This is a genomic window from Pseudoalteromonas sp. HL-AS1, assembly GCF_031198785.1.
Lineage (GTDB): Bacteria > Pseudomonadota > Gammaproteobacteria > Enterobacterales > Alteromonadaceae > Pseudoalteromonas > Pseudoalteromonas distincta.
This window is the reverse complement of the sequence record NZ_CP133569.1, coordinates 1,760,740-1,775,148: the sequence shown is the minus strand read 5'-3', so window position 1 is coordinate 1,775,148 and position 14,409 is coordinate 1,760,740. Positions and strand designations below refer to the sequence as shown.

The window sequence follows — 14,409 nt, the reverse complement described above, 5'->3', positions numbered from 1 at the left end:
GAAGTAAGTTATGACTTATATGAAAAATTATCTGTTAAGTGTAACCACATTGGGCTTATTGAGTACATCAACATTAGCAAACGCGCATTTAATGGTTGCAGAGCACGGTACGCTGAATTTTGTTGATAATAACGTGTTTATTGTACTTTCAATCCCTATGTCGGCTTTTAAGGGGGTTGATGAAAACAAGGATGGCAAAGTGTCAATAATTGAGTTTAACGCTCATAAAAAGCTAATAACTAAACGAGTTAAAAAGAACGTTTATTTAGCGGATCATCAATATAAATTTACTATTGACGGACTTTTGCTAAAGCCAGAAGCGTCTCATACACATAAAAACGACAATATAGACCAAGCAACCATTACTGGGCGCTACTCTTTGCCTAGTAAACTAACCAAGGTTAACTTTAACGTTAAGCTATTTAGTAACAATGAGCACAAGCAGCACTATCAAATTACAGCGATTAAAAAAAACGCAAAAGCTAACTCATCAATTTGAGCTATCACCAACGTGGCCCTTTAGTAAGGTGTTTAATAATTAGTAATACTTACCTAAATAATTAAGTGGCAAAGAGTACAAGTTAAACCAATTTGTGCTCTTTTTTATCTTTGTCTTCTTATTTAACACTCTTTAGTGAAGTGTTCTTTCTATAAAGATACAAGCTTGGGATTTTTAGGAAAATAATGCTCTTCTTGCTGCTCACATAAACTAAACTCACGGGTGTTTTTATATGGGAGCTTCATAAAGCCCGCAACACCCACGTCCGTAATATTTACCGCGTATTGCATAAGTTTATTTAGCAAACGTTTAAACTCAACCTCTTTGCTCGAATCGAGTAAGCGGTAGTAATGGTGAATCTTCATTCTGTCGGGCAGTGCTTCAAAAATAATACACCCCGTATGATGAATTTGGTTAAGCTCAAATACGCATTTAATAACTTTTTTAGGTAGCTGTAGTTGCTCATCAGGGTCTTTACCGTCTTCAAAATATGAATGCGGGCGGGTTATATCGTTTGCCTTCATGCTTACAACTTCGTATTCAAGCTCCGGTAGGCTATCAAACTTAAATGCACCCGTGCCATCTCGCTCTAACTGAATAGTTTTACGGGCATCAAACAAACAACACTTAAATAACCCTTTTTGATTAATCGCTTGCGCAAGCATTACCGTGTTATTAATAGCATCACTAAAGGCATCACCCAATGATTCGTCATGCATAATTAAAGACGATTCAACAAACATCGACTCATCCTTCCAATGAAAACTAAGCCCACCAACAACAGGGTACTTAGCTAATCGGCTTATTGATGCTAAAAATGCTTTTTCGTTATCGCCTGTATCAAACAAAAACTCTTTATAATAACGGTCAAGTTGCGCGTCGTTTATATCTAGTAATTGCTGGTTATGATCGGCTTGGCGTAAAAACTGTTTTCGTGAACTATATACAACCGTGTCGGGTTGCTCTGCCTTGCCATACCAAAAAGGAATATCTGCTTTTTTTTGTTTTTTATCAAGCTCAGGTAAATACGCTTTAGCCATAGTTGTAATGTTACGCATAAAGTAATCACCGGCACCATCACGTTGTGCCTTACTTTTAGAGAGCATGCCATCAATCACTTTAGCCAGTTCTTTTGGGAGCCCTAAGCTGCTTGCAGGGATGGCTTGCGCACCAAAGCGACACGACTGCGCCGACGCTAGCGCATACAACGTAGCGGCTACACCTTGTTCGTCAAATCGTGGGGATGATTGCTCCCCCGACATTTGCGCTTCACCAATAAAGTACACATCGCCCATACGCGCATTAGTTGTACTTAAATCGCCCGACATTAAATCCATAAAGTTACTCGCAACAGGATTACCATCACTATCTAACTGTGCATACACAGAGCTACCCCAATCCACTAACGACAGCGCATCAGTGCTTGCATCCCATACAAGGTTTGAAGGCTTTATATCGCCATGCACTATAGGTTGTGGGCTAATGCCATTTTTATGACTGCGTAAATCAACCAGTACATTACGAAGCCTAACCGCGAGCGCCATTATTTGCGCGGCACTAAAGCGCCCTGTTTTAAGCGATACTTTTTCAAGGTCCTCTCCAATGGCGCGTGCCATCATTAAAATCCCTTGTTTTTTAATACGTTCAAAAGCATAAAAGGTAGGCACTAACGGATTATCAATTTGCGAAAGCATATACGCTTCATCTTCTAAGCGGTCACGCACACTTTGGGCAAGCGTAATACGCGAAAACTTAAATACCCAAGGTAAGCCGTTATCGTCATCTCCTGCAAACACAAAACCAAAAGCACCCGAGCCAATCATTTCTACATTTTTGTACCCCAGCAGTGTTAACTGCTTAATACAAATGTTAAGCCACTGGCGGTGTTTTTTAGCATCGCGGTGCGAAAGCAAATAAACAGATTGCTCTTCGTTGATATAAAAATTGCGGATTTCTTTGGCTTTCAATACAGGTACTCAAACTTATAAAACTAACTAATTATTAGTTTTATATAATGAGATTACAATAGGTTAAATAGGAGTTTTGAAATCGTTGAATAAAACAGCGCTAAAATAGTGCCAGAACAGTAAATTTAAGTGTAAACGTTAAAGCTCAAAGCAAGCTTTTCACAATGCACTGTATATAAATACAGTGCGTTGTTTTTTTCTAACTTTTAATAACACGAAGCTGCTTAATTGATGACACAGCTATGTGCGTTTGATAATAATATTTATTAGAGGCTCTACCACGGCTCATAAAATCGATAGTTACTCGTTTAGCTTCGCCTGTTACTTCTATTGTTTTATCAATAAAAAAGGTGTCTGCTGGTTGCCCGTATTTACTTTGAAGCTCTGCTACCACATTGGGCTGTATTGATATCGTAATAGAACGCCTATCACGATAATCAGTTTCTGTATTTAAATACAACCAACTCCCCTGAGCTCCCGCCGCTTTAATATGAAACTGGTAAGTGCCAGCAACACCCTTTGGTGCACTTTGCTCAGTTAAAGCAATAAGGTTCATATTTGCAGCCGTACTTTGGCTCATTTCAATTTTATGGGGAACAGAACTACATGCACTAAGCGTTAGCACACTTAGTAAGGCTAGATATTTCAAGACACAATTTCCTTGTTTCTTACACCAATTCGCATAATTAAGTAATCTATTTTGAAACAAGAAAATCGTGTTGATAACAAAGCAAAAATTTCGTTATTGAGTTGTTCTATATCAAAAATTTTTAATGCAGTTAGCGATTTAATCCCTTAAATTGATTAACTATTATTGAGAATTGGTATTATGCATTATTAAAAATATGTAGCGTTAATGATACCACTTTATGCAGCCATGTTTCTATAATCAATCCAAACAATTAGTTAGCGAGTATTAAGGTGCATTACGCTGAGAAGGAGCTGTTTTAAAGCTTTTTAGTAAACTTTGCGGGTCAACCACCTCGGTATGCTCTTTAGCAGCCTGCGCCCACCATATTAGTTGGCTAAACGTGCGTGAGAAATAATTAAACCACGATGATTGACTCTCTCCTGCAACAGGTTTGCCATCCTCACTAAACACATCTTGCGCTTTTGGTACGTGGATCATAGCTGATACCGGCAAACAGCCAAGTTCAGATAAAAATGTGCGCATACTAATGGCCGCTCTTACGCCACCCCACTGTCCTGCTGAGTAAGTTACTATTGCACTTGGTTTATACGAAAATAGTGAGCTACCAAAATGATTAAGTAAGTCAGCGAGGGCTGGACTCATGCTGTGATTGTACTCAGGGCTAATCATTATATAACCATCTGCGGCTTTAATTTTATCAGCTAAAAGAGTGAGCTCTGTAGGTGCATTACTTTTAGCGTATGCAAAATGTGGTTTAAATACGTTTTCGCTAGGAAAATCCAACGCATCAATTAGCTCAAACTCATGATCGCCAAAATGCTCTGTTAAGCATTCTATACAAGCACTAGAAACCCTTAAGCCCAAGCGAGCTGGTTTTGGTGGAGTGCTATCGCGTACTGTGCCTAAAAATACTAAAAACTTCATATGTAATTCTCAACTTTTTTAAACGATAGCTAAACACTAACATTTTTTAGTTATTGTGTATTACACATACGCATAGTTTATTGATTCAAAGCATAATAATAATTAAATTTAAAACTGAAATTTAGCAACAACCGCGCCGTTAAACATACTTTATCGTGTGTTACTATTTGCTCCTAAGATCTATTTAATCATGCAGCAAGGGTTTTACCAATGGGCTCTGAACTGCCTAAAAGTAAAACACACTGCTTCAAACTCAACCTTGAAAAAGCACGCCCTAGTATTGATAACTTATCCCTACACCACCCCAAAATATATTTCGAAGTGTCTCGTCACCTGTAAAGCGTTTTTCATCTTTATTAACTGCAATGCTATAGCTTGTATATGTGTATAAGGCTAACTGATTAAAAAGCTGATACGACAAGTTTGCAGTAAACTTTACGTTGTTAATTCCGTTGTGCCCATCATTAACATACCCCGCATTAAACCCCACGCCCGATTGAATATCTACTGATAGTAAATCGTTAATATAAAAATCTTTTTTTACTGCCATCTCCAAAAATATACCGCTGGCATCAAATGAATGATAAACACTACTTAATAACTGAATATCGTCTGCATAAAAATACGCAAAGTCGAGGCTTAGCTCATTATCGTGAGCATCAATGCCTTCTTCACGAGCTTTAATATAGTTATAACCTACATACATCTCTATCCGCTCAGATAAGTGAGCGGTATAAATAGCATTTAAATTCAGCTCTGAATAATCACTACTAATACCTTTTGCCGCCCAAGGGATCACCGCAAAGTTTTTATAATTAAACTCAGTAGCAATTGATGCAATACCATTACCGGCAAGGTTATCCCGACCTTCGGTTACATATCGGCTTTCCCATAATGGGTGAATATGTAAATCAAACTCTTTATTTTTATAATTTACGTTATTATTAGTATGCTTAATATTTCCGCCTACGCCCACTTCAAGCTCTTGGTAGTGCTCTTGTGATTTTGCTTGTGCGTAAGCTGCATTTACTCCCGCTAGAGTCGAAATAACAAATACATATTTTAAATAGTGAGTCATTTATTAGTGAGGTGTTCCCTATTGCAAAAACAGGAAAGCTATAAGTAGAAAGTGTAAAAAAGTGCGGTAACGGGACAAACATAGATGCAAAGTCTTTAAACTCGCTTTTATACTGCCCCAACGTTACCACTTTTAATAGCAGCCAACCGGTCGAGTAAAATAAAAAACTCAAACCAGTTTCAACAATTAGCCAAATAAAAATCTCAAAAGCAATACTCATAAACTATGTCCATTAGTTTGGAATACAAAAACTATATAAGCTATGTGTTTAAAATACAGCCAGCTAAGTTAATTAAGGTGTAACAGTAAATTTCGTTAAACCTATTAGCTGACCTGACTCGGTGACTACTTTTACTTGCCACTTACCAACAGAGTCTCTAGGAAAATTTACCTTGTGGGTCCATGCTCTGTAACCTAGCTCTCTTCCGCCATTTATATTTAACGTGATCCGATCAACTTCCTTTTTATTATGAAGCCACACGTGAAATATTTTTTCATTTAAGCCTCTTGGTGCTTTAACAGCGGTCCAACTATATAAACCTTGATGATGCAGTGTATAAGAGTCTAACTGTTTAATACTCCCAACTGGCTTTTTATGTTGTAAATCAACTTCATGAGCTAACGTAATATCGGTTAATCGCAGCGCTGCAGGAGGCACATAGCTTCTTAATTGCCACACAGCAGTGCTCAATGCACATAAAATCAATACAAGAATAGGAAAACGCCACCAGCGTGCATTAGGCATTAAATTGTTTAAACTCGGAAGAGTAACCACTACAGCCGTTACAAGGGCTGCAGCTAAACTTTGGCTCGTTGTAAGGTTTAACAAAATAGGTAAGGTAACAAGTAAAACAACGAATAAAGCAAAGTTATGAAACACACTAAATAACGTAAGGTTTTTAGCAAGCTTCTTATAATAAAAGGGGTCGATTACCGATATAACCGCACATACCACAATGAGGGAGGTAAAAAACGCTTGAGGATGGTCCCACTGCGTAACCGCTAAAAAAAACGGCAAAGCAAAAAATAGACTTTCTTGTTGTACCATTTGTAGAGCAAAACGCATTACATTAGGAGATACAGCCACACCAAATTTTTCTTCTACTTTGTCTCGTAGCCAATTATCAATAATTAGCCACAACCAACTAAAAAGTAAAAATATCGCAATAACTTGCGAAAAAGACTCTTTTCTATCTACAAGTGCAAAGCTGGCAACGCCCGACAAAAACGCCAATACAGCCAATAATCCAGGCCGCTTTTGCATCGCGCTTATAAATTTAGCGATTATATTTTTACAGTAATCCATGTATGAGTGTTTCCGTACGGGTACGTACTTTATTATTTTTATTCAGAGTATGATTAGTTTAACCAAGTTTAAATGAACAACAGATAGACGGATGGATTCAAACGCGCCATTTAACAGTACATCAAACTAACCATTTTTAATTAAATAAAAGCTCGGCATAGCGCGTCATTGTTACGTTTATTAATTTTTGTAACGTGTGAGCCTTAGCAAGTAATTCATCCTCACTAAGTACTGGCATTTTATTGTTAAAAGCAAAAACAATTTTATTGCCGCCTTCAATAATAAAACTAAAAATCTGTCCTGCAAATTCTTTATCAAGTAGTTGATCGAACTCTTCTCTTTGCCCAACTTTGGTATGGCAAATATTAAGTACTAAAACACCATCAAAAGTGAGCGCATTTTTACAATCACGTAAGTAGGATGATTGCACCTGATCTGATTCCATCCCTTCTGAGCTATATAAATCAGAAAAAATAACATCCGTTTTTATCTGCGTTTTTTTCATGTAGTTTGCCGCATCATCAATGTGAATAAACAAACGTTCTGACACAGGCAGTTCAAAATATTTTATAGCCATTTCAGCAACGGCTTTACGGTATTCAACGGTATGTATAGTTAGTGCAGGAAACGCATGATAAAGACTTTTTGCTATAGAGCCCGCCCCAAGTCCCATTATCATCGCGGTTTTTAAATTTGGTATAAAAAAAAGCGCAGCCATCATAGCTTGCGTATAAGCTAAGCTTAACCCGTTAATATTATTTAACTTAATACAGCTTTGATAAATTTTTCCGTCAAAGCTGAGAATTAGATTCTTTTTTGTTTGATATACATAAACAGGGCCATGCTCATCAATAGTTGATGCAATACAAGTGCCTTTGATATCCACGAGTACTCAATAGGTGAAGTGATAAAAAACGAGTATAACTTAGTTAACGTACTACCATTGCTACTAATATGACTAATAACGCTTTTATTAATTTACAAGCATTTATATACGTACTCAAAAAAGTCGGTTTATCATTTAGGCTAGATGAGCTGAAGTATATGCTTTTATAGCTAATTAAAACGTTTCCAGTGATGACTCTTAGTACAAGCAACGACTTAACCTACTAAAAATTTGGCTAATGTACTGTTATAGCAATAAAAAACCCCTTTGAATATTCCTCATGTTCAACATGAATAAAGTACACGCCAGCACCAAAGAAGTCTAAACGGCTAAACATCCATACCTTATTTTTATCGATTTGTGCCTTTTTTTCGCCAATTACTACGTAATCGAATCTAACAATAATGATTAATGAATATGACTCATGTTTTATGTGAAATTAAACCGTTTTTCTTCATATCCCAATCAACGTATAAATTACTCATCCCTTAGCGCTAAACACTATTGCTAACAACTTAAAGCTGCTGAATACCTAAACCAGCTAAGCCAGCTTAGTAAGTTGTGTTGTAAGGCTAGTAAAGCGCAAAGCATCAATCAGGTTTAAATTATAAAATTGGATATAAACACGATGAAAAAAGATTTTACATTTAATATAAAGAGCGTTTCACTCGACGAAAATTATCATCCATCAACTAATACGCGTATCACAACCAACTTTGCTAATTTAGCCAGAGGTGAATACCGCAAAGCAAACTTGCGTAACGCCTTAAACATGATTAACAACCGTTTTAATGCCCTAGCCCATTGGGATAACACCAAAGGTGAGCGTTATGCTGTTGAGCTTGAAATTATCTCTGTTGAAATAGGTATTGAAGATGGCGGCGAAAGCTTCCCCTCTATCGAAATATTAAAAACAAATATTGTTGACCATAAAACTAATAAGCGCATTGAAGGCATTGTAGGAAACAACTTTTCATCGTATGTGCGCGACTACGATTTTAGCGTACTTCTACAAGAGCATAATAAAGGTAAGTCTCAATTTAGCATTCCAGATGACTTTGGGGTTTTACATGGCAAACTATTTCAGTCATTCGTAAATTCGGATACATACAAACAAAACTTTAAAAAACCACCGGTTATATGCCTAAGTGTGTCAGATAACAAAACCTACAACCGCACTGAAAACCAACACCCGGTACTTGGCGTTGAATACGAACCAAATGAATCGTCTTTAACTGAGCAATACTTCAAAAAAATGGGCTTGCAGGTACGTTACTTTATGCCGCCAAATAGTGCAGCGCCTTTAGCATTGTTTTTCTTTGGTGATTTACTTAATGATTACAGCAATCTTGAGCTTATAAGCACCATTAGTACGATGGAGACGTTTCAAAAAATCTACAGACCAGAGATTTATAATGCCAACGCAACAGCGGGTAAATCATATAAACCAAACTTAAAAAACTTGGACCACTCACTAACGCAAATTGTGTATGACCGAGAAGAGCGCGGCAAGTTAGCAAACGAGCAAGGCAAGTTTGCGCAAGAGCATTTTATCAAGCCGTACCAAAGAGTTCTTGAGCAATTCTCTACTAGCTATCTGTCATAACAACTAATAGTAACAAGCAGTAATAACGCGCTTAACGATACGTTTAATAATTAACTAAAATATACGGCATTATTTATTATGAAAAAATTACTACCTACATCTACCGCTGGCAGTTTACCTAAGCCTTTATGGCTTGCAGAGCCAGAAACACTTTGGTCACCTTGGAAATTACAAGGTGATGAATTAACCCAAGGAAAACACGACGCCCTACGCTTGTCATTATTCGACCAACAACAAGCAGGCATTGATATTGTTAGCGATGGTGAGCAAACAAGGCAGCATTTTGTAACTACATTTATAGAGCATCTAAATGGCGTTGACTTTGAAAAACGTAAAACAGTAAAAATTCGTGACCGATACGACGCAAGCGTACCCACTGTTGTTGGCCCTGTTAGCCGTCAAAAGCCTGTGTTTGTTGAAGACGCTAAATTTTTACGCAAGCAAACCAAGCAATCAATAAAATGGGCATTGCCAGGCCCAATGACAATGATTGACACGCTTTACGACGATCATTATAAAAGCCGCGAAAAACTAGCGTGGGAATTTGCCATAATTCTCAATCAAGAAGCAAAAGAATTAGAAGCCGCAGGCGTTGATATCATCCAATTTGATGAGCCCGCGTTTAACGTATTTTTTGATGAAGTGAACGACTGGGGAATCGCCTGTTTAGAGCGCGCAATTGAAGGGCTTAAATGCGAAACCGCAGTGCATATTTGCTATGGCTACGGCATTAAAGCAAATACAGATTGGAAAAAAACACTAGGATCTGAATGGCGACAGTACGAAGAAGCATTCCCTAAGCTTCAGCAATCTAATATCGATATTATCTCACTAGAGTGCCATAACTCGCATGTACCAATGGATTTACTAGAACTCATTCGCGGTAAAAAAGTAATGGTAGGCGCAATTGATGTAGCAAATCATACTATCGAAACGCCAGAAGAAGTAGCTAATACGCTACGTAAAGCACTGCAATTCGTAGATGCCGACAAACTCTACCCGTGTACAAACTGCGGCATGGCTCCACTGCCTCACCATATAGCCAGAGGTAAACTAAATGCCTTGAGCGCAGGGGCTGAAATTATAAGAAAAGAACTAGAAAAGTAGCTTTAAAATACAAATTGTAAACAATAACAACTGTCGCACCATGCCATAGTAAAATCCATAAACATGGTGCGTTAGCTAAAACCGACTAAAGAACAAAGTTTAGGTTAGTTATTTTATTTTTTTTTATTAAAAAGCTCTAATCTATTTTTTGAAAAATCGATAACTGCTTGGTATTTGGTAAAAAAGGGAGAGCCTAACAAGCCATGTACTCCCTTTTCACCACCCGCTACCTGAACATGGTCAAGATTAAGTGACACAAAGTCAGGACTTTCAAACAAGGCATTTCCAAACTCAATTGAATGAACTTCTATATCTCCCATAGCGTGATCCGAAGTGCCTAAGCCTGCTGCATTCTCAACATTTAGTGTCTCTTCAATGCCTAACTCACTTAGGCATCCCCTGTCTAAAACAGATGTTCCAGCGCCAGTATCTAAAATAAAACGTAACAATTTACCGTTAATTTTAGCTTCAACAATTTGGTGGCCTGTTTCTGATATTTCAAACTCAATTACAGTTTTGCCTTCAGATAAATTCATATACGTTCCTTGTTATAAAGTTTTTAAAATCTTACTTACTATTTTCAGCTTCCCACAATTAATAGCCAAATTTTACTAGTCGCCCACCTCAGCGCGTTTTGTTAGGTAACGTTTATCACCTGAGGCTCAATATTTGTTAAAACATGGATGATTTCATTTGTAGTCATTACTGAATAATGAAACAGCTTATTGTTGTTTAAACTGAAAGTATTCGTTTTAGTTTGAGCATACTCCAATAAGCTTGAATCAGAATACACGCCGATTACGCCCGAATCACGGTTTTGATGATAGTCATGAAAATGGCTACTTTCATCATAAGTTTCAAATAAAACGGTATTCGTAAACACAACCATAAACCTTACGGGATCATCGCCTTTTATATAAGTTTTAAGGTTCAGTGTTAGTAACCCATCAACATACGATAATTTGTCTAAGCTCCAGTCTTGGTAATTATTTGTGACTTCATCGATGGCAGTATTCATTTAATTACCTAACGAGCCTGTAGATTAACTCGTTTCTATTTGTTTTTATTGATAAGCAAACCATAGCTGAGTTCCTATTTTGGTTCAATTGATTACTGTCTTTTTACACAGAATATAGAAGTGTTTGATATTGTTTTAATTGGCGTTTTGGAAGGGATTAAGGGTGGTTGAGTGGCTTTTATTTAGAGTAAGAGGGCTTACCCTTCTTAATTCATCGTGTTTTGCAGCTTTTCTATATTATGAGCAAGGCAATACAGTTGCCACACAATAAAGTAAAGGCATTGACTTTCGCTTGCCCCCGTAAGGTCAGTTTATTCATGCCTTTGTTCACTGTAATATTCCGCTTTTTATTTAAAGGAAAGCCGGTTTAATACAGCCGAGTCGTTTGCCATTCTTTAATAAACAGATATCGTAGCCCGATTGTGCTGTCTATTTTTACTTTCATTTTGTCTACATAGCTCAGCTTTTTGCGTGATTCATTATTTATAATAGTGCACTCTTCATACTGTTTTTGTTGGCTTTTTTCCTAATGATTAGGATAGGTGTCATCCTAATCATTATTTTCCTCAAAGTGATGAGGAGGTGTCCACTAAAACGGGTCAGGAGCATTGTCCTTGTTTAACAGCTTGTTATAACTAATTACCACTTCTAAGCTGTTCTTTTAAGTTAAGGTTTTCATTTTTCAATATTTCAACTTGCTGCTTGTAAGATGCAACTTCACTTTTTAAACTAGAAACATCAGACTGTATCTCATCTAGTTTTTCTACAATTTCTATGGAACGTGCATTCCCCAAAAAGAGAACAATTAACGCTATTACGAATAACGTGCCACCAGTTAACTTTACTTTTGATTCCATCCACTACAGCTCCTTTGGTTATAACGCCACCTTAAGCGGCAAAAAATTGTTTGCTAAAATGTTGAACGGAGTGAAAACAGCAAACTGTTTTTTGTCCGTTTGAAGGTCTTATAGTTACTCCGTTCCATTAATTAATGTATTTACCTATCTCATTAATACATGGAATATGCTTCTGTTGATTACGAATATTTGAGCGGAAACAATTAATGTTTGTAACAAGACTTTCGGATCAACAGGAGTAATTTGTTTCAATACGCATACTCAGGGATTGTCGTAATGCCGACTATCTATAAGACCTGCGAGAAACACTATTAGCCTCTATCTATTCTTTCACTTTACCTCTAGGAGGCCCAAAATGGAAGCCTTTAACGTCTCAGATTTTGCTGCCCTTATCGGGATCGATTGGGCCGACCGTAAACACGATATTTGTGAAATAAATCGCGACACAAATACACAACTTTTAAGTGTGATTTCCTCTGAACCTAAGTCAATCAATGCATGGGCGCTTGAGTTAAAACAACGCTACAACGGCAGACCTGTTGCTGTCGCGTGTGAGCTAAAAAAAGGCCCACTTATATATGCACTCAGTAAATTTAAGCACATTGTATTATTTGTGATTAACCCATCAAGTGTTGCTAAATACCGTGCAGCATTTACGCACAGCGGGGCTAAAGATGATCCTACTGATGCGATTATTCAAGTTGAAATTTTACAACTTCATATGGATAAATTAACGGTTATTAGACCTGACTCAGAAGACGTTAGGTGTCTTGCGCAGCTTGTCGAATATCGCCGTAAATTAGTACAAGATCGTGTTAATTTAACCAATAAAATAGCTACAACGCTAAAAAATTATTATCCCCACGTGATTGATTGGTTTAAAGAAAAAGACACTCAAATATTCTGTGACTTTTTACTGCGTTGGCCCTCTCTTACTCACGCTAAAAAAGCGAGAAAACAAACACTACTCGACTTCTTTAATCAACATAATTCCCGCTACCCACTCGTTAATGAAAAGCGGATAAAAGAAATAAAGGATGCTGAAATTCTCACCGATGATATGGCGGTGATCACGCCAAACTTATTGCTTATTGAATGCCTCGTTCCGCAACTTAAACAGCTGATGTTGGCAATAACACGATTTGATGACGAAATTAAAACACTTTATAAGCAACATGCAGATCGCGCTATTTTTGATAGTTTACCAGGTGCAGGCCCACAATTAGCACCTCGACTATTAGCCGCTATGGGGTCAAATCGTGAGCGCTATAAGTGCGCCGCTGACATACAAAAATACGCAGGCATTGCTCCAGTAACCGAACGCAGTGGCAAGAAAGAATGGATACACTGGCGGTACTCATGCACTAAGTTTTTAAGGCAAACGTTTGTGGAATGGGCTGGATTATCTGTGCGTTATTCATTTTGGGCTAAAGCATATTATCGGCAGCAAGAAGCCAAAGGAAAACCTCATAATACCATCATCAGATCATTGGCATTTAAGTGGATACGAATCCTATTTAGGTGCTGGAAAACACATACGCCCTACGATGAATCAACTTACTTAACCGCATTGAAAAGTAAGGGATCACCGCTGTTAAAATTTGCGGTGGAAAGTGAGCTTTAGCGCTTGCTGTCCACCTCAGGGCGTGTTGTTATGTGTGTTTATCGAACAAACTTGCAACAACACCGCTTTCCAGCACAACTAATACACGATCAAAGTAATTCTTTTCAATTATGTTATCAATAGCCTCTTGATACATTAATATTTGCTCATTATCGTCGTCACTAAATTTGTTTGCATAAAAATCATGTAATGCAAGCCAAACTGGTGGCTTAACTTCACTACATTTTTGTTTTTTCACACAAATGCTTTTTCTAACAATACTTTCAAATATAACGTCTAACGGTTGTATCATATTGTTTAAAAAACTATTAATGTCATTGCTTTTTCTTATGGGAGAATTTGAAAAAGACATAGGGAAATGTTGACCATTTTTTGAAGTGTTGAATTTTTTAAATGTTATTTTCACACTGTCTTCAAAAAATATATATTCATCATTTGAAAACCCTTGAGCTAAAACCCTTTGTTCAAAGAAACGAATGAATTTTTTTCTTATTTTTCCAACTTTTATACCTGAGTGACGAACGCTAATAAAGTAACTAATATTTTTCGGCAATACGCTTTGCTTTTTAGCAATCACTTCTTTAATAAAACCATGATAACTATGTGCTAAGTTTGTTCTCCTGTTTATAGAGTTTTCGTCAACTTTAGTAATTTCTACCGAATAACTAACCTGATCGATATTTAAAATAACATCAGGTGGATCTTGTGGTGGTTCACTATAAGTTACAGATTTATGACCATTATTTAAGTAATGAGTAACTAGTGCATCTGAAACGACTACTTCATCTTTTGTCATTTATATAGACCTCAGGTGCTCAAAGTTGATACACACATAACAATTTTGTCTACGACATTTGTCGTTTTATAAACCGACAAATGTCCATA

Annotated in this window: 13 protein-coding genes and 1 pseudogene; 4 read left to right on the top strand and 10 right to left on the bottom strand. The window is 37.1% G+C overall.

What is annotated here, in order from left to right:
• The first annotated feature begins 10 nt into the window (after positions 1 to 10).
• Positions 11 to 542, top strand: a pseudogene (locus RB214_RS08290) (hypothetical protein).
• A 106-nt stretch (positions 543 to 648) separates the two neighbouring features.
• On the opposite strand, the gene RB214_RS08285 reads toward RB214_RS08290, so the two are convergent.
• The 6 genes from RB214_RS08285 to RB214_RS08260 form a co-directional block, all read right to left on the bottom strand.
• Positions 649 to 2,466, bottom strand: a complete 1,818-nt coding sequence (locus RB214_RS08285) for a serine/threonine protein kinase (RefSeq protein WP_309168844.1) — start codon at positions 2,464 to 2,466, stop codon at positions 649 to 651.
• 199 nt (positions 2,467 to 2,665) lie between these two features.
• On the bottom strand, positions 2,666 to 3,115 hold the full coding sequence (locus RB214_RS08280) for a hypothetical protein (protein ID WP_309168842.1): 450 nt from the start codon (positions 3,113 to 3,115) through the stop codon (positions 2,666 to 2,668).
• A 267-nt stretch (positions 3,116 to 3,382) separates the two neighbouring features.
• The gene (locus RB214_RS08275; RefSeq protein ID WP_024604406.1) at positions 3,383 to 4,042 is read right to left on the bottom strand and encodes an NADPH-dependent FMN reductase; all 660 of its coding nucleotides are present in this window, start codon (positions 4,040 to 4,042) and stop codon (positions 3,383 to 3,385) included.
• Positions 4,043 to 4,316: 274 nt separating this feature from the next.
• Positions 4,317 to 5,120: a hypothetical protein gene (locus RB214_RS08270; protein ID WP_309168840.1), complete on the bottom strand. Its 804-nt coding sequence runs from the start codon at positions 5,118 to 5,120 to the stop codon at positions 4,317 to 4,319.
• Positions 5,121 to 5,412: 292 nt separating this feature from the next.
• Positions 5,413 to 6,426 carry a DUF5924 family protein gene (locus tag RB214_RS08265; protein WP_182194502.1) on the bottom strand — a complete coding sequence of 338 codons (1,014 nt, stop codon included), beginning with the start codon at positions 6,424 to 6,426 and terminating at the stop codon, positions 5,413 to 5,415.
• Between the two features lie 136 nt (positions 6,427 to 6,562).
• Positions 6,563 to 7,312: a spermidine synthase gene (locus RB214_RS08260; protein ID WP_002960918.1), complete on the bottom strand. Its 750-nt coding sequence runs from the start codon at positions 7,310 to 7,312 to the stop codon at positions 6,563 to 6,565.
• Between the two features lie 628 nt (positions 7,313 to 7,940).
• On the opposite strand from RB214_RS08260, the gene RB214_RS08255 reads away from it, so the two are divergent.
• A complete protein-coding gene (locus tag RB214_RS08255) occupies positions 7,941 to 8,918 on the top strand; it encodes a DUF1852 domain-containing protein (RefSeq protein ID WP_024604410.1) in 978 nt (325 codons plus the stop codon).
• A 78-nt stretch (positions 8,919 to 8,996) separates the two neighbouring features.
• The gene (locus tag RB214_RS08250; RefSeq protein WP_024604411.1) at positions 8,997 to 10,025 is read left to right on the top strand and encodes a methionine synthase; all 1,029 of its coding nucleotides are present in this window, start codon (positions 8,997 to 8,999) and stop codon (positions 10,023 to 10,025) included.
• A gap of 113 nt (positions 10,026 to 10,138) precedes the next feature.
• On the opposite strand, the gene RB214_RS08245 is transcribed toward RB214_RS08250, so the two are convergent.
• From RB214_RS08245 to RB214_RS08235, 3 genes are all read right to left on the bottom strand, one after another.
• Positions 10,139 to 10,561, bottom strand: coding sequence for a retropepsin-like aspartic protease (locus RB214_RS08245; RefSeq protein WP_024604412.1), 423 nt, complete (start codon positions 10,559 to 10,561; stop codon positions 10,139 to 10,141).
• Positions 10,562 to 10,662: 101 nt separating this feature from the next.
• Positions 10,663 to 11,043 carry a hypothetical protein gene (locus RB214_RS08240; RefSeq protein WP_024593617.1) on the bottom strand — a complete coding sequence of 127 codons (381 nt, stop codon included), beginning with the start codon at positions 11,041 to 11,043 and terminating at the stop codon, positions 10,663 to 10,665.
• Positions 11,044 to 11,678: 635 nt separating this feature from the next.
• Complete coding sequence (locus RB214_RS08235) at positions 11,679 to 11,900, bottom strand: hypothetical protein (RefSeq protein ID WP_002961860.1); 222 nt, start codon at positions 11,898 to 11,900, stop codon at positions 11,679 to 11,681.
• Positions 11,901 to 12,255: 355 nt separating this feature from the next.
• On the opposite strand from RB214_RS08235, the gene RB214_RS08230 reads away from it, so the two are divergent.
• Positions 12,256 to 13,524, top strand: a complete 1,269-nt coding sequence (locus tag RB214_RS08230) for an IS110 family transposase (protein WP_002963310.1) — start codon at positions 12,256 to 12,258, stop codon at positions 13,522 to 13,524.
• 28 nt (positions 13,525 to 13,552) lie between these two features.
• Here RB214_RS08230 and RB214_RS08225 read toward each other — a convergent pair whose 3' ends face one another.
• Positions 13,553 to 14,320: a hypothetical protein gene (locus tag RB214_RS08225; RefSeq protein ID WP_024605402.1), complete on the bottom strand. Its 768-nt coding sequence runs from the start codon at positions 14,318 to 14,320 to the stop codon at positions 13,553 to 13,555.
• Positions 14,321 to 14,409: the final 89 nt, after the last annotated feature.

Bases quoted from the DNA above. Each gene is read 5' to 3' on its own strand.
- RB214_RS08250 (WP_024604411.1), top strand. From the start codon at position 8,997: ATGAAAAAATTACTACCTACATCTACCGCTGGCAGTTTACCTAAGCCT.
- RB214_RS08255 (WP_024604410.1), top strand. From the start codon at position 7,941: ATGAAAAAAGATTTTACATTTAATATAAAGAGCGTTTCACTCGACGAA.
- RB214_RS08265 (WP_182194502.1), bottom strand. From the start codon at position 6,426: ATGGATTACTGTAAAAATATAATCGCTAAATTTATAAGCGCGATGCAA.
- RB214_RS08225 (WP_024605402.1), bottom strand. From the start codon at position 14,320: ATGACAAAAGATGAAGTAGTCGTTTCAGATGCACTAGTTACTCATTAC.
- RB214_RS08275 (WP_024604406.1), bottom strand. From the start codon at position 4,042: ATGAAGTTTTTAGTATTTTTAGGCACAGTACGCGATAGCACTCCACCA.
- RB214_RS08235 (WP_002961860.1), bottom strand. From the start codon at position 11,900: ATGGAATCAAAAGTAAAGTTAACTGGTGGCACGTTATTCGTAATAGCG.
- RB214_RS08270 (WP_309168840.1), bottom strand. From the start codon at position 5,120: ATGACTCACTATTTAAAATATGTATTTGTTATTTCGACTCTAGCGGGA.
- RB214_RS08245 (WP_024604412.1), bottom strand. From the start codon at position 10,561: ATGAATTTATCTGAAGGCAAAACTGTAATTGAGTTTGAAATATCAGAA.
- RB214_RS08240 (WP_024593617.1), bottom strand. From the start codon at position 11,043: ATGAATACTGCCATCGATGAAGTCACAAATAATTACCAAGACTGGAGC.
- RB214_RS08230 (WP_002963310.1), top strand. From the start codon at position 12,256: ATGGAAGCCTTTAACGTCTCAGATTTTGCTGCCCTTATCGGGATCGAT.